Annotated in this window: 11 protein-coding genes; 3 read left to right on the top strand and 8 right to left on the bottom strand. The window is 60.4% G+C overall.

What is annotated here, in order from left to right:
- Positions 1 to 557 precede the first annotated feature (557 nt).
- Positions 558 to 1,454, top strand: coding sequence for an aromatic amino acid DMT transporter YddG (gene yddG, locus HDE72_RS19225; protein ID WP_260176804.1), 897 nt, complete (start codon positions 558 to 560; stop codon positions 1,452 to 1,454).
- On the opposite strand, the gene dsdC is transcribed toward yddG, so the two are convergent.
- The 7 genes from dsdC to HDE72_RS19190 form a co-directional block, all read right to left on the bottom strand.
- Positions 1,451 to 2,368 (bottom strand): DNA-binding transcriptional regulator DsdC, encoded by a 918-nt coding sequence (gene dsdC, locus HDE72_RS19220; RefSeq protein WP_183743920.1) that lies wholly within the window; start codon positions 2,366 to 2,368, stop codon positions 1,451 to 1,453. The two genes, yddG and dsdC, sit on opposite strands and share 4 nt — an antisense overlap.
- Positions 2,368 to 3,702, bottom strand: coding sequence for a D-serine ammonia-lyase (locus HDE72_RS19215; RefSeq protein ID WP_183743918.1), 1,335 nt, complete (start codon positions 3,700 to 3,702; stop codon positions 2,368 to 2,370). Before HDE72_RS19215 ends, dsdC begins: the two co-directional genes overlap by 1 nt.
- 106 nt (positions 3,703 to 3,808) lie before the next feature.
- A complete protein-coding gene (locus HDE72_RS19210; protein ID WP_183743916.1) occupies positions 3,809 to 5,893 on the bottom strand; it encodes a TonB-dependent receptor in 2,085 nt (694 codons plus the stop codon).
- Positions 5,894 to 5,979: 86 nt separating this feature from the next.
- Positions 5,980 to 6,378, bottom strand: a complete 399-nt coding sequence (locus HDE72_RS19205; RefSeq protein WP_183743914.1) for a DUF2946 domain-containing protein — start codon at positions 6,376 to 6,378, stop codon at positions 5,980 to 5,982.
- A 113-nt stretch (positions 6,379 to 6,491) separates the two neighbouring features.
- Complete coding sequence (locus HDE72_RS19200) at positions 6,492 to 7,499, bottom strand: PstS family phosphate ABC transporter substrate-binding protein (RefSeq protein WP_183743912.1); 1,008 nt, start codon at positions 7,497 to 7,499, stop codon at positions 6,492 to 6,494.
- A complete protein-coding gene (locus tag HDE72_RS19195; RefSeq protein WP_183743910.1) occupies positions 7,496 to 8,518 on the bottom strand; it encodes a PstS family phosphate ABC transporter substrate-binding protein in 1,023 nt (340 codons plus the stop codon). The genes HDE72_RS19200 and HDE72_RS19195 overlap by 4 nt, the downstream gene beginning before the upstream one ends.
- Positions 8,518 to 10,662: a TonB-dependent siderophore receptor gene (locus HDE72_RS19190; RefSeq protein WP_183743908.1), complete on the bottom strand. Its 2,145-nt coding sequence runs from the start codon at positions 10,660 to 10,662 to the stop codon at positions 8,518 to 8,520. Before HDE72_RS19190 ends, HDE72_RS19195 begins: the two co-directional genes overlap by 1 nt.
- A 261-nt stretch (positions 10,663 to 10,923) precedes the next feature.
- On the opposite strand from HDE72_RS19190, the gene HDE72_RS19185 reads away from it, so the two are divergent.
- Complete coding sequence (locus HDE72_RS19185; RefSeq protein ID WP_311735255.1) at positions 10,924 to 14,400, top strand: DUF748 domain-containing protein; 3,477 nt, start codon at positions 10,924 to 10,926, stop codon at positions 14,398 to 14,400.
- A 533-nt stretch (positions 14,401 to 14,933) separates the two neighbouring features.
- Positions 14,934 to 15,365 (top strand): hypothetical protein, encoded by a 432-nt coding sequence (locus HDE72_RS19180; protein ID WP_183743906.1) that lies wholly within the window; start codon positions 14,934 to 14,936, stop codon positions 15,363 to 15,365.
- A 148-nt stretch (positions 15,366 to 15,513) separates the two neighbouring features.
- Here HDE72_RS19180 and HDE72_RS19175 read toward each other — a convergent pair whose 3' ends face one another.
- A complete protein-coding gene (locus tag HDE72_RS19175; protein WP_183743904.1) occupies positions 15,514 to 16,185 on the bottom strand; it encodes a hypothetical protein in 672 nt (223 codons plus the stop codon).
- Between the last annotated feature and the right edge of the window lie 39 nt (positions 16,186 to 16,224).

Below are 16,224 nucleotides of genomic sequence, written 5' to 3'. Positions count from 1 at the left end.
AAAAAACAATTTCACATATATGGAAATTTAAAAATCCATGACTGAAAGTGAATTGTAGTCGAGAAGTAGAGCTATATAAATGTACAGTGAGCATCGCGGGCCGAAAATCACGACACGCAGTAAGTTTTGATAGACGTTCTAAAGCGGATAAAGAGAAAACAGGGTCAGCTCTGCAATTCAAAAATAAACTATTTCTTAGCGTACACCTACAGTAGCTCGACCTCCAGTATATGCCGCAACCTGTTCCTAACTACACGCCGATAACCCATGCTATGATGAGCCGTTTTGGATACCTTTCTCGGGTGTTTATAGCGCTGGTGAGTACCAGCAGAAAAAAATGCCACCGCACCAGTCGCCGCCGGGAAAATATCTATAGCGCTTGCCTGATCTCCGTGATGGGGTACCACGACAGCCTTGTACGCTCCTGAATGCAAGGTGTTGATCGCCAAATTCAGATCGTTATTCATACGCGAATACTTCCCTCACTGCACAAGTAGCGGCATCGCGGGCGATATAATGACGCGACACCTATCCCTCAATATAAAAGCAGGATGTTCTTGAACTCCCTCCACCCCGAACGCAAATCCACCCTGATCGGCATGACCGCCATCCTGATGTGGAGCGCTTCCCTCGGTCTGTTTCGCAGCATTTCTGAAATCTTTGGCCCGGTGGGCGGTGCGGCCTTGATTTTTAGCGCGAGCGGACTGATAGCGTCGGCGGTGCTGGGCTTGCCGAATGTGCGCAGGATGCGGCCCATGTATCTGCTAGGTTGCGGCGCGCTGTTTGTTGCTTACGAGATTGCGCTGGCCTTGTCGGTGGGCCTGGCCCATGACCGCCATCAGGCGCTGGAACTGGGCATGATCAATTATCTGTGGCCCAGCCTGACGGTTTTGCTGGCCATCTTGACGCGCAGCCAGCGCGGGTCATGGCTGCTGCTGCCCGCCATCGCCCTGTGTTTTAGCGGCATCGTCTGGGTGATGAAGGGGGATGGCGTGTTGTCGGCCCCGCTTATGTGGAGCAATGTGCTCGGCAACCCGGTCGCTTATGGCCTGGCCTTCGGCGCGGCGTTTCTCTGGGCTAGCTATTCGGTGATGACGCGCCGTTACGGCCAGGGCGCAAATGGCGTGCCGCTTTTCCTGCTGGCGACTGCCGTGGTGTTGTGGATCAAATATGCTGTCAGCGATGCACCGGCCCTGCACATGAGCTATGCCGGGCTGGCGCAGGTGCTGCTGCTGGGCGCGCTGACGGCAACCGCGTATTCATGCTGGAATTTCGGCATCCAGCACGGCAGCCTGACGGTGCTGGCTACCACGTCCTATTTCACGCCGGTGCTGTCGGCCACGCTGACCAGTTTATGGCTGGGCATTACACCGGGGCGCTCCCTGCTGTATGGGGTCGCCATGGTGACGGCGGGTTCCTTGCTGTGTCTGTGGGCGACACGCCAGAAGAGCTAGCTTTCCTGCGTTTGCCCCATCAACCATTTCACCAGCGCCTGCACCCGCGCCGGCAAGGGAGTCCTCGCCGCATGCACCAGGTAATACGCTTGCGAACTGGCCAAACTGAAACCGCCGAAGGGCAGCACCAGTTGCCCACTGTCCAGCCACGGCTGCACCAGCTGGCGGCGGCCCATGGCGATGCCCGCGTGGTGGATAGCCGCTAACGCGCACAGGTCGGCGCGGTCGAAGCGCAGGCTGCGGGTGGGTAATGTTACTGCCGGGCTTAGCGCGGCTGCCCATGATTGCCATTCAGCATCCGGCGCGCAGGCGGGCCAAGCGAGGGTGTCGTGCAGTATGGTCGCGTTTTTCAGGTTTGCCGGCGTGCCCTGCAAGCCATGCTCGCGCGCATAGGCTGGACTACAGACGGGCGCGAGCCATTCATCCATCAGGTGCTGTGCGGCAAGTCCAGGAAAGGTTCCGTCGCCATAATGGATCGCCAGGTCGACCTGGCCAGCGCGGAAATCGACTTGTTCATTGCCCACCCTCAGGTCGAGGCTGATGTCCGGGTACAGGGCGGTAAAGCTGGCCAGGCGCGGCACCAGCCAGCACTGCGCAATCGAGGGGCGCGCATGAATGGTGATATTGCCGGCCAGAGCATCGCCACCGTGGATCGCCGCATGCAGGCTGTCCCAGCCTTGTTGAAGGGCGGCGTAGATGCGCTGACCATCGGCGGTCAGCCTGACCTGGCGCGTCAGGCGCTCGAAGAGTAGCAAACCCAGGCTGTCTTCCAGGCGGGCGATGCGGTGGCTGACGGCGCTGGGCGTCAGGGACAATTCCTGCGCAGCCAGGGCGAAGCTGGCGTGGCGCGCCGCAACCAAAAAGGTATGCAGGTTGGCGAACTGGCTGGCCGTCAGCGGGGCGCCGGCGACCATCAGCCCTGCTCCAGCAGCGCCTTGCCACGCGCTACATAAGCATCCATCTCGGCGGCGGGCACCATGCTGCCGCCCGTGCCCCAGACCAGGTGCGTGGCTTGCTGCAAACGCTGCGGCGTCAAACCGACGCGCTGCTGATAATCGTGCGCCTCCAGCACGTGAGCAATGCCTGCAAAACCGGCCACGGCGGATGGTTCCAGACGCCAGCCTTCGGTTTGTTCCAGCATAGCCAGCAAGCGGTACAGTGTTTCATCGCTGACCGTGACATAGCCATCGATCAAACGCTGCATGGCGCGGCCCACGAAACCGGAAGGCCGGCCCACGGCCAGGCCATCGGCGGCCGTTACATTGTCGATGCCGATATCCTGCACGCTGATGCCTTCATGCAAGCCAGTATGTACGCCCAGCAACATGCAGGGCGAGTGGGTCGGTTCGACAAATACGCAGTGCACGGCATCGCCAAAGGCCAGCTTCAAGCCGAAGGCTACGCCGCCAGGGCCGCCGCCCACGCCGCAGGGCAGGTAGACGAATAGTGGATGATCGGCGTCGACGATCACGCCGGCTGCGTCGAACTGGCGTTTCAAACGCTCGCCCGCCACCGCGTAACCGAGGAACAGATCGTGCGAGTTTTCATCATCGACAAAGTGGCAGCTGGGGTCGCCCTGCGCCTGCTTGCGCCCTGCTTCCACCGCCACGCTATAGTCCAGCGCGTATTCCACCACCGTCACGCCATGGGCGCGCAACTTGTCTTTCTTCCACTGCCGCGCATCGGACGACATATGCACGCTGGCCCGAAAACCCAGTTGGGCGCTCATGATGCCAATAGACAAGCCCAGGTTGCCGGTCGAGCCCACGGCGATGGCATGCTGGCCAAAGAAAGCCTTCAAGGCATCGCTGGCCAGCAGGCTGTAGTCATCGCCTTTTTTAAGCAAGCCCGCATCCAAAGCCAAGGTTTCCGCATGCTTCAGCACTTCATAGATGCCGCCACGCGCCTTGATCGAGCCGGAAATCGGCAGATGGCTATCCTGCTTGAGCCAGATTTTGCCAGACGCCACTTTCAGCGCTGCCTGCATGGCGGGCAGCGGCACGATGGGCGACTCGATGATGCCAGCGCTGGCCTGTGTTTCAGGAAACACTTTGGCCAGATAAGGCGCAAAGCGGGCCAGGCGGGCGCTGGCGTCGTCCACGTCATCCTGCGTCAATCCCACATCGCCTAGCGCTTCGGCAGACGGTGCGATGGCGGGATTGAACCAGCCCAAGGGCTGCAAGGCTGTCAAGGCGTTGATCAGGGGGAAGTCGGCGCGCAAGACGCTTATAAAGTGGGGGGATAGCATGGATACCTCGTTATCTCGTCAAAAGCAGCCATGATTAGACAACATCAGGCGCCGCCTGGCAAAGGATGCTTGCTCAGGCGACAGATGAAGAGGGTTCAACTACCCGCTAAAACTTCAGTTGCAAGCCCACTTCAATCGAGCGCCCCTCGGCCGGCAAGGCTTGCAGCGCACCGCCATTGGCTTGCAGGCCAGACAGGTAAACGCCGCCCAGCGGATCGGCATAAGCGCGGTTGAACAGGTTGCTGACGCCAAAGTTCAGGCTCGCCATCTTGTTGACGGCCACGCTGCTGCGCAGGTTGACCAGTGCGTAGCCGCCCGTGAGAGGTTCCAGCCGGCGCGCATCGACGTCATCCTTGCGGCTCACCACCTTGGCTACGATGCGGTTGCGCCAGGCGCCTACCGCTTGCTCGACGGCAAACAAGGCGTTGAGCGGCATCATGCGGTACAGATCGCCGCCCTCGCTGCGCTTGCCGCGCGTGTAGGCGGCGTTGCCGGTAGCCGTGAAGCGGCCCCAGCGCGTGCTGTTGGCCAGGGGCAATTGCCAGGACAGGTTGGCGCCGTAAAGATGGGCGTCATGATTGGCGAACTGCAAGAGATTGCCTTTGGCGCCCATTTGCATATACGGATTAAAACTCCCCAGCACATCGACATCGATGTAATTGTTGACCTTGCTGTAATACGGGTTGACCCGCACAAACCACCCAGCGTCACCGCCGCCATGCCAGTCGGCCGTGAAAGCCGCCGTGTACGCCGTTTCCGGCTTCAAGCCCAGATTACCCACATAGCCATTGCCATCGCCAAACCAGTTGGTCATGGTCATCGCCATCGTGCCCCGGCCCCAGGAGTAGCGTTCGTACAAATTCGGCGAGCGCGTCTTGCGGGCCAGCGCGAATTCATAGCTGCTGTTCGCGTCCGCCTCGAAGCGCGCCTGCGCCGTGGCGTCGATATTCGTGTCGCGGCGATTGTGGTCGCGCGCATTGAAGGCCTTGGCCGCTGCCGTGTCCGCCATATTCATCATATTGTCGCCATACGATTGCACCTGGCCGGTATCCATGCGCACGGATTCGCCGCGCAAGCCGACGATGCTGGTCCAGCGCGCATCGTGGCGCGTTTCCAGTTCGCCGAACAGCACGGTGCGGTCGCGCTTGCCGTTGTTGATATTGATGTAGGTCTGCGGCCCCATCATCATCGAGCCGGGCACGGCCGGCCAATAGTCGTCGAGGCGAAAACCGTGGTATTCCTGGCCCAGGCGCAATTCGCCCGTGCTGGTGGGAAAACTGGCTTGCAGCGCATAGCCGGTATTGCGGCCATGCGTGAGCATCGGCATGGTGCCGGGCCGCTCGCTGCTGAAAAAGCCCATTTCATGGTCGGTCTGCTGCCAGTAGGCGCGCGCGTCAAGCACACCCCAGCCAAACTGCCCCTTGTAAGCGAGGTTGGCGAACTGGCCGTGGTTATCCGTCATGTCCATATATTGATTCGGAAAACCCTGGTAAGGAATATGCTGCACGCCAGCGCGCAAGGTCACTTGCTGCCCTTCCCCACGGGCCGCCAGCACGATGGCCTGGTTGATGCTTTCGACCATGCTGCCCAGCACCTTGTTGCCATGGCCATCGTCGTAACTCTGGCCGCGCGTGTAGGCGCCGCTGTAGCCTATGCTGAACTTGTCGGTGGCGGCCGATGCGGTAGCGCTGGTCGATACGCTGTTGTTGACGCTGCGGCCAGCCACGGCAAGGCTGCCTTCGGTGCGCAATGGCCCGCCTGCTTGCGCAAACACGGGCGCGGCGGACTGTACTTCGATGGTGCCGCCGATATTGTCGCCGCCGGCGCTGACGGGCGTCACGCCGGCGAGCAGGCTGATGCGCTGCACCTGCTGCGGGTCGATATAAGACAAGGGCGCATTCATATGGTTGGCGCAAGCCGAGGTGATTTCCATGCCGTCGATGCGTATTTTGAGGCGGTCATCGGCAAAGCCATTGACCATCGGCAAGCCGGACACGCCGCCACCGGCCGCCACGCTGTAGCCCGGCGTGCGCGACAACATCTGCGCCGTATCGGCGGCGGGACGGTAGCTGTCGCTAATCGCCGTGACGATGACCTTCATCTCGGGCGGGACAGAGAAAGCGTTGGTATTCGTTTGCGCCACGGCGGGCATGGCGATGGCGCATGCCATCAAAATGGGGAGAGATTTCATATTGCTGCTTTCAGATTCGTATAGGCGAGACGAACGGCTACCAGCGCACAAGGCGTGCGCAGGGCAGCAGTTCAAGCGAAGGGAATTCAGAAAGCGGCAGGCGGGCCGCGCGGCTGGACCGGCGTCCAGGCAAACAGCGGTGTAATCGATTGGTAAAACAGCACGGGCAGCAAGCCCGTGATCAGCTCGCCCGAGGCCAGCACCAGGGTGGTCGGCGTGATGGCCAGAGTGGCGACATGCATGCTGCAGCATGGGCAGTCGCCCATGCTCATCGGCGACTTTTGCGGCCCATCAGGCGCTTGCGCACTGAACTTCAGCGGCACCATCGTCAAGCCGCCGGCCACCGAGCAAATCTCCATGCTGGGCACGGCATCGCCACGGGCCACCGTCAGCGCACGCGAGATGGTTGGCGCGAGCGCCGCCATCAGGATAGCGAGACAGGCGATCCACAAGACGATGACGGCTTTGCTTTTACGGACGAACATGGCGGCATTATAACGTTGCCAAGCCAAATACATAAGCCGGGGTCAGACCCCGCGCGCCTAGTGTCCGACTTATCGGGCTGCGTCTATCGCGGGGTCTGACTCCAGTTATTGAATTACAAGCCATTCAGCTTTTGCTGCTCAAGCTGCAAATCATGCTCGCTAAGCGGCAGATACCCTTCTTCGCTATCCTGCTGCGCATTGATGATGGCCTGGCCTTGCGGCGACAGGGCCAGTTGCAGATAGGCTTTGACCAAAGGGTCGAGCGGCTTGCCTGGCGCGCGGTTGACGTAGAACTGCACCGGCATCGACAGCGGATACAGTCCGGCGCGCACATAGGCCTTGTCGGGGCCATAGTATGGCGCACCGGCCTTGGCCGCCAGCGGCAGCACGCGCACCTGCTCGGACGTCGCGCTGGCGTTCACCCAGCCCAGCACGGCGATGCCGTAGCGGTCGGCCGCCACTGCCTGGATCACGGCTTCGCGCGTGGCCAGCGCTTCATAGCTGGCCGCAAACGGGCGCTTCTTGAAACGCGCCTGGCGCAGGCCGGTGGCGAAACCGCCATCGTCGCGCAAGCCATACACGTGGATGCGGCGCGCTCCCCAGCCATCCTTCAAGCCCAGTTGCGACCATAGCTGAATGTCGCCGGCAGCGGCGCCGGAAGTCAACACCTGGCCCACCTGCGCCATCGTCAAGCCGGCCAGCGGATTATCGCGGTGCACATACACGGCCGGCGGCGTTTTCGCCGGAGGACGCGGGCCGTGGCCGTTGTAGCCGATACGGATCGGCGTGGCGTCGTAGCCATACACCTGGCGGAAGGCCGCCTGGTCGCCGGGCCACATATCGCGCGTGAGCGGCGCAAACGCGGTGGCGCCAGCGGTCAGCGCAGGCATGCCGGCCGACGAGCCTTCCATGCGCAAGCTGAAACGCACGGCGGGATACTGGCGCGTAAACAAGGCGTTCAATTGCCGTATCACTTCTTCCAGTCCATCATTGCCGACGATGGCCACCGTGCCGTCGCGGTTCACATACGGTTGCGCGGGGTCGGCCTGCAAGGGTGCGGCGGAGGTGCTGGCGGCAATCATCAGCCCCGCCAGGAGAGTACTCAAGCGTATCAGCGTCATTTCAACTTCTCCATCTCAGCCTGCGCCTGCGCAGCCGTCAGCGGCAGATAGCCATTCGGCTGCGCGGCGATAATCGCCTGCCCTTCGCGCGACAGCACCAGGCGCAGGTATTCCTTGGCCAGCGGGTCGAGCGGCTGGCCAGGCACGCGGCGCACATATAAATACACATAGCGGCCAAAGGGATAACGGCCGGACACCACTTCTTCATCGGCGCCCGTGGTCACCGATCCATCCTTGCTCACGATGGCCAGCTGGCGCAATTGCGGATTGCGCACGCCCAGCGCAGCCACGCCAACGCCGGCCGGGTCTTGCGCGATGCGGCCCGTGATGGCTTCCGTATTGCCCAATTCTTCATGATTGACGGCCAGGGCGCGGCCCTGGAACAGCTCGCGCTGCAGATAATCGCCAAAACCCGTGTAGGCGGCCGTGCCGTAAGGGTGGATCACGCGGTCGCGCCACTCCTCTTTCAAGCCCAGCTGCCCCCAGCGCTTGAAATCGCCACCGGCGTTACCGGTCGAGAGTATCTGCGACACTTGCGCCGCCGTCAGCTGCGTCAATGGGTTGGCCACATTGACATACACGGCCAGCGAAGTGGCCAGGTGCTGCTCGGGCGTGGCTGCCGTGTGCGCAATGCGGATGGCCAGCGCATCGCCGCCGACAATTTTACGGTAAGGCACGCTCTCGATGGGATTGATGGCGCGGCCCATGGCGCCAAACAGTATCTTGTCATACATCAGCAAAGGCACGGCGCTGCTGGTGCCCTTGCCATCAAAACCCAGTTTCACACCCGGATGCGTGGCCATGAACAGCGCATTGAAGCGGCTGACGATGAACGCCACGTGTTCGGCGCCGCCCAGCATGGCCACGCCCGTCTTGCGATCGACATAGCCCGCCGTGGCCGGCGCCGTCACCGGCTGCGGCACGTAGGCGGGCAAGGCTGCATCGAGCGCCGGCGCGGCCATCGCCATGTCAGCCAGCATCAGCGGGGACGCAACGACAACGGTCAGCAGCGCGCGCATTACAGATCAACCTTCACGCTGAGCTTGATGGAACGCGGCGCGCCCGACGCCAGACGGGTGCCGGCGCCAGCCCAGTAAAACTTGTCGGCCAGATTTTCCACGTTCAGCTGCCAGGTCACGTCTTTATTGGCCAGGCGGCTGGCGTAGCGCGCACCGGCGCTGAACAGGGTCACGCCGCCCAAAAAGGCCTGGTTCAAATCGTTGACGGGACGGGCGCTGTAATAATAGGCGCCGCCATTGACCGACAAGCCGGGCACGGCGTCGAAGGCGTAGGACAAAAAGGCGCTGCCCGTGCGTTTCGAGGCGTTTTCCGGCGCCTTGCCGTTGTACAGGGCGTTGATATGTTCAAAGCTCGGGTCCAGGAACTGGGCCGAAGTCTGCCACGACAGCTGGCGCGTCAGCTTGCCCTGGGTCGACAATTCCAGGCCACGGTAATGCTGCTCGCCGTCCGAGGTGTAGATATTGCTGGTGTTGGTGTAGTAACCGGGGCGGCTGATATCGAACAAGGCAGCCGACACCAGGGTGCCGGTCGGCGCCATCCAGCGCGCACCCAGTTCTTTTTGCTTGCTGACGCCCGGCGCCAGCTTGACGTTCTGGTTGGCGGTGCCGGTCGGCGCCGTTGAGCCCTCTTCCAGGCCGCGCGACGTCGATGCGTAGAAGGACATGGCCGGCGTCAGCTTGTAGACCAGCGAGACCATGGGCGTGGTCTTGCTGACGTCATAATGATTCGTGCCCTGGTCGCTCTGGTAGCTGGAATGGCGCACACCGATCACGCTTTCCCATTGTGGCGACAATACCAGGCGGTCGAGCGCATACAGGCCCGTGTCGCGCGTGTCCAGCGCGGCCGTGGTCGGGTTGGCCGGCACGGCGCCGAATACCACCTTGGTGATCGGTGCCGGGTTGTACAGGTTTTGCGAGGCGATCGTATAGTTTTGCTGGTAGATCGGGGTTTGCGATTTATCCGTGCGCGAAGCGCCCAGGGTCAGTTCATGGCGAATGAAACCCGTGCTGAAATTGCCGGCCAGTTCGGCGCGCAGCAAATCGGACGCCATCACGGCATTCTGGATATTGCCCGTGATGCTGCCGGCGCCCGTGTTCACGGCGGCGGGATTGGTCAGCCGGAAAATCGACAGGCGGCGGTCGCGCGCCGTTTCCGAATGGCCGCCTTCGACCGTCAAGGCCCAGTTGTCGCTCAGGGCGTAATCGGCGCGCAGCTGCGCATTCTTGGTTTGCGCTTCAAAGTTGGACCAGTCCGGGCCGATCAAACGGCTGGGGTCAACCGCATGCGGCAAGGTGATCACGCCATTGACGGCGGTCGGCAAGTTGATGCCAGCCTGCTCGGTCACCTTGCGGCGGTCGTATTCCAGGTCGGCCTTCAACAGCAGGCGGTTGGTCACGCGCCAGTCCAGCGCGGCCGACAAAAAGCTGCGGTTGCCATTGCCCACATTATCCATATACGAGCCCAGGGTGCCGCCCGCCGCATTGATGCGCACGCCGAATTGCTGCTCTTGACCAAAACGGCGGCCCACGTCGATATTGGCCACTACGCTGCCACGGTCGCCCACCGTCAGGCCCACGCTGGTGACAGGTTTGCTGCCGGCGCGCTTGGTCACAAAATTGACCACGCCCGCCGGCGAGCTGAAGCCGTAATACAGGGCCGAGGCGCCTTTCAGCACTTCCACGCGCTCCTTGTCTTCCATGGGTACTTGCGAGAAGTTCATGATGGGCAGGGAACCGTTCAAACGATAGTTCGTGCGGTTTTCCACGGCGATGCCGCGTATCACCAGCTGATCCCAGGTTTCGCCGCCGTTCTGCTGGCGCGTGACGCCGGCCGTATTGCGCACCGCATCGTACAAGCCGCTCACGCCCTGCAGTTCCAGCAGTTCGCGCGTGATCACGTTGACAGTCGATGGCACGTCCATGATGCTGGAGCCACGGAAGCTGCCCGCCTCGGTGGTGGTCGGCACCAGGCCTTGCGCGCGGGCGCCCGTCACCTGCACCGCCTGCATGACTTTTTCATCGCCGGCCGTCAGGTCGTCCTGGCCATTCCCGCTATCGGCGGCAAAGGCAGAGGTGGAGGCAAAGGCCAGCGACAAGGCGGCGACGAGGGGAAGCAACTGGATGGCGGGGGAAACGGCACGCATGGAGGCAAGACTTTCTACAAAAAGAATAGCAGCGAGGCTGAAGATAGCCCGCATCATATCCGTAACGAGAATCATTCGCAAGAAAAAGTGAATTTTGGTGAGTTTTGAATCAGGAAAATTCACGCTTCCACCATGTTTTTTCAGCATGGACCTTGGCACGGGAGCACGCTTCAATTTTGCAGGCTCAGCGACAAAAAGGCATACTGCCAGTTAAGACGCGTACGACGTCTATTACTGAATGCTGGATACTGAAGGTTGATCGTGAAAAAAACAGAAAACAAAAGCGTGCAGCCGACAAAGTTTCGCTGGAAACGCTGGCAACGCTGGAGCGTGGGCACTGCCTGCGTGCTGGGCGCCTATAGCGCGGCAGGCTTCTGGCTGGTGCCGCATCTTATCAAGAGCCAATACCCCAAATTTGCAGCGCAAACACTGGCCCGCCAGGCCAGCATAGGCGAGGTGCGCTTCAATCCCTTTACCTTGCGCCTGGAAGCGCATGACATCGCCTTGAAGGAAGCAGCCGGCGCCCAGGGCGCGCCGCTGCTCGACATCCAGGCGCTGATCGTGCAGCTGGAATGGAAATCCATCGTGCGCCGCGCCTGGAGCCTGGCGGAAATCCGCATCACGGCGCCGCAAGCGCATTTCACCATCACGCCGGACGGCAAGTTCAACCTGGCCGAATTGCTCGACACCTGGAACCGCCGCCCGCATGAACCGTCGGACGGCAGCATGCCGCGCCTGGTCATCGCCCATTTCGCGCTGGAACAGGGCAAGGTCGCCTGGCAAGACCAGAAGGCCGGTTATGCCGACAACTTCACGCCGATCAACTTCGCGCTGGACAATATCTCCACCCTGCCCGACGCCAACGGCAGCTACACCTTCAGCGCCGATGCGGCGCGCGGCGGCAAGCTGCACTGGCGCGGCACGGCGTCCGTGACGCCGATCCGTGGCGAAGGCGAACTGGTCCTGACGGACGCTTCGCTGCCCGGCCTGGCCGCCTACCTGAAAGCCTACACGCGCGCCGAGGTCACAAGCGGCACCCTGTCGGCCCGCTTGCCCTACGCCTTTTCCTACGCGGACGGCAAGCTGGAAGCGGGCATCAAGGGCGCCGGACTGGCCTTGCGCGACCTGGCCCTGGTGCGCGACGGCAAGGGCGAGCCATTTACCACCTTGCAAACCCTGGCCGTTACCGGTGTCAACGCCGACCTGGCGCGCCAGAGCGTGAGCGTGGACAAGATCGGCTTCGACGGTGGCAAGGTGGCCATACACCGCGACGCCAAAGGCGAGATCGACCTGGCGAATCTGATGGTGGCAGGCACTGCCAAGCCGGTTGCCGAGACCACAAAACCCGCCCAACCCAGTTCCGGCAGGTGGAAAGTCGATCTGAAACAGCTGGCGCTGAGCAATGTGGACGTCAATGCCATCGACGACACCGTCAAGCCGGCATTGGCCTTGAGCGCCAAACAGCTGCAATTGCAGCTGCAACTGCAACTACAGCAAGCGCCGGCAGGCACGCAGATCGTGATCGACGGCGCCCGCTTCGGCCTGGCCGACCTGGCCATGCAGCGCGGAACGCAAACGCCATTCAAGCTGGCCCAGCTGGGCTTTGAAGATGGCAAGATCGACCTGGCCGCGCACACCGTGCACCTGGGTTCTGTGACGGCTAGCGGCGCGCAAATCGACCTGACGCGCAACCACAAGGGGCAGTTTGCCATCGCGCAAAACCTGCCCGTGTTTGCGTCAAGCAAGACTGCAGCGGCGGAAGCTACACCATCGGCCGCTTGGGCCACCACGGTCGGCAAGATAGAGCTGAGCAAGTTCGGCGCCCTGTACAACGATCCCGGCACCGGCCTCAAGGGGCAATTGCAAGATGCGCACCTGAGCCTGACGGACGCCAGCAACGACTTGAAACAAGCCCTGCCCTTTGAACTGGGGGTGGGCTTGCGCGAAGGCGGTTTATTGACGGCGCACGGCAAGTTCGTGCCCGGCACGGCCGCGCTCGATGCGCAGCTGAACCTGAAACAGCTGACGCTGCGGCCCGTGCAACCCTTGCTGGCCCAATATCTGAAACTGAAGCTGGCTGGCGGCACCCTATCGGGCAGCGGCCGGCTGACGACCGGTGGCGGCGCAAAGAAGGCGCCCACCGTGCGTTATGTCGGTGGCGTGGATATCGCCGGCCTGGTCTTGAATGAAGTCGATGGCAAGCGTTTCGCTTCCTGGAAAAGCGTGCGGACCGACAAGCTGACGGCCAGCGTGGGCCCCAATTTCCTCGATATCCCGGAATTGCGCATCGTCGAACCGAACGCCCAGCTGATCATTGAAAACGACCGCAGCCTGAACGCCCAGCGCCTGCTGGTCAAGCAGCCCGAGCCTGCACCGTCAGCCGCAGCCGCGCCAACGGCAGCCACGCCAACGGCAGACGCCAGCTTCCCCGTGCGCGTGCGCCGGGTGCGCCTGCAAAACGCCAAGCTGGACTTTGCCGACCTGAGCTTGCGTCCCCAGTTCGGCGCCAAGATTTATGAGCTCAACGGCATCGTCACGGGCTTGTCGACCAAGCGCGATGCGCGCAGCCAGATCGAACTCGACGGCCGCATCGATGAATTCGGCCTGGCCCGGGTGCGCGGCCAGCTCAACCCGTTTGCGCCCACCGACAACACGGACTTGAGCGTCATCTTCAAGAACGTGGACATGGTCTCGGCCTCGCCCTACACCATGAAGTTTGCCGGCTACAAGGTGGCCGAAGGCAAGATGTCGCTGGACTTGCAATACAAGGTGCGCAACCGCCAGCTCGACGGCACCAACCAGATCGTGCTCGACAAGCTGACCCTGGGCGAACGCATCGACAGCCCCGACGCGCTGAAGCTGCCACTGACATTGGCGCTGGCCATCCTGAAAGATTCGGACGGCCGCATCGACCTGGGCTTGCCGGTGTCGGGCGACATGAGCGACCCGCAATTCAGCTACGGCGCGCTGATCTGGAAAGCCATCGGCAATGTGCTGACGAAAATCGTCACGGCGCCCTTCCGCGCACTGGGCAGCTTGCTCGGGATCAATAGCGACAAGCTTGAAGCCGTGGACTTCGACGCGGGCAGCGCCGTGCTGCTGCCGCCCGAGCGCGAAAAACTCAAGCAGGTGGCGCAAATCCTGGCCAAACGCGAACAGCTGAAACTGGCCGTGCCGGCCCAGTACAGCGACAGCGATGCGGCCGCCCTGCGCGAACAAGCCGTACGCCTGGCCGTGACGAACAAGGCTGGCATCAAGCTCGAAGCGGGCGAAGCGCCGGGTCCGCTGAACCTGGGCGAACGCAAGATACGGGGCGCCCTGCGCGATCTATATGCAGAACGCTTCGGCAAGGCGGAACTGGACAAGCAGAAAAAAGCAGCCGAGGTGGCAATACCGACGGCGGCGCCAGCAGCAGCCAGCGCATCTGCTTCAGCTTCAGCTTCGGCAGCAGCGGAAAAAATCCCCGTCTGGCAACGCCTGGGCAAACTGATCGAAGGCGAACCGCAAGTGGCCGACACGGGTGCCTTCTACCATGGCTTGCGCGCGCAGCTGGAGCAAAAGCAGGCATTGCCCGCCGACGCGCTGACCAAGCTGGGCAACGCGCGCAGCGCCGCCATCCTCGCCGCCCTGCAGCAAGATGGCACGCCAGCGGCCAGGGTCAGCGCCGGTGCGCCGGAAAAAACCGACGCCACGCCAGGCAAACCGGTAGGCTTGAAACTGGGGCTGGCGGCGCAGTAATCAGCGTGGAATCAATCAGGCGGGCGGCCTTGCAATGGGGCGGCCCGCCATCATGAGCGCCAAATAAACTTGCCAGAAAGAGTTGCCAAGATTTATAGTCGCACGGGCCTGACGCGCTGCCATGTGGCCGCCTGCGGGAATCTGGAGAAATGATTTATGCGACTTGCCGGCACCCTTGCACTACTGCTCTGCCTGACCTCAACTTCCTACGCCGCAGACACGCCAGCGACCCCAAAGCCGCTGGCAGAACCATCCATATGCAAAGCTGTCTGCGTTTCGGCCCGCAAGGATTGCCGCTCTGAAGCGCAGAGCGACACTGAAAACGATAGCAGCCCCTTGCTATCAATGAAGCAAGACCGCAATCCCTACGCAAAAACAGCACAGGATATGAATCCGCCGGCGCAACAACAGCGCCTCAGCGAAGCCGAAGCCTTCCGCGCCCGCCGCGCCGAACGCCTGCAAGCGTGCGAAACGCCGTATCGCAGTTGCACAAGGGCTTGTGGTTGATTGTCAAAAAAAATCAAAAAAGTGCCATGATAGATATCAAAACAGGAACAGTGAGTTTCAACAATTTGAAACTTCACTCATTCACATCAATCTTGTCATTAGCGTCTACGATAAAAATAAAACCCCATGATTTTGGCTTAAGTAATACAACTGTTTCTTTGGGAATACATTTTTCTGGCAAGCAGGCCTGGGGAGTTGGCGTAGTATTTTCTGGTGTTAAGTTATTGCAAATATGGCTACAATTTCTTGACGAAAAAGATGCATCTGAAAATATCTGGACTATGGGAAATGAGCGGGAGCGAAAGAACTTTCACGATGCTTATTTAAAAGAAATGGTCATGGGACGATATAAGAAACGTTCAAATGCAGATTTATATAGTGAATTCTCTTGGGGAAATATTTCTTCAATATTAGATGTTCGCGGAGTTCAGGCACTTATTTTGATTGAATATATCTGATTTTTCAGATTAATTTTGAGAATACTCCCACACCTCGACACTTCGAATCATTTAAATTCGATATCTAGTCTGTAAAATACTGCTGATACGATGACTATCACCATCTAAGCAAAAGCAAGTAGCGTTAAATTCATCTCGAATACCAGCCTCAACTATTTTTTGGCTGGTATTTTTCACCATCAAATCCGCTCACATCAAACTCAAACACGGGGGCGCCCTGATGGTAAATGTCGATGGATATACGCACCCTTTTCGCCTTTTTCAGTTTCGCTACAAACTTATCGTAATTGCGCAAGAAGATGGTTTCCGAGCTATTATCGGCAGCTCCGACTGCAGGATAATTGACAGCCTTTTCATCATCAAATCTCACCAATACCGTGCAATCCTGATAAGAATGACAGAGTATTTGCCCTTTTCGTATCGAAAACATCACATCTCTCCCTTGCCGCTTTCCTGAGCGCAGCGTCAAGGTGGCATTCTGCTCGCCGCTATACGGAAAGGAAAAATTAACCGAGTTCGTACTGTAGACATGGGCGTAATAAGTGGTGGCGCCATCCATCTTGTCTTCGCTGGCATCGTAATGCCATTGCTTACCTGTCGGCGCTGCCTCGGCAACGGCCGTACTACTTGCCACGGCGGCAGAGGACGCAGAGGCAGTTACGGATGAAGATGGATTTTTCGCCTTTTCAAGCGCCAGTTCAGCTTCTAGCGATGCAATTTTCTTTTTCGCCTCATCCAATTCCGCATTGGAAGCAGAGGGAGAGCAAGCACTCAGGGAAAGTAAAACGGCAGCGATTGCCGAGCTAGTTATCATCTTCATTGTCGTCAGCCAAGTAATTGTCAAGTATGAAATTTTCGG

The organism is Janthinobacterium saanense (genome assembly GCF_014200675.1).
Lineage (GTDB): Bacteria > Pseudomonadota > Gammaproteobacteria > Burkholderiales > Burkholderiaceae_D > Janthinobacterium.
Note: the sequence above shows the minus strand (reverse complement) of the source record. Positions and strands in the feature narration are given on the sequence as shown.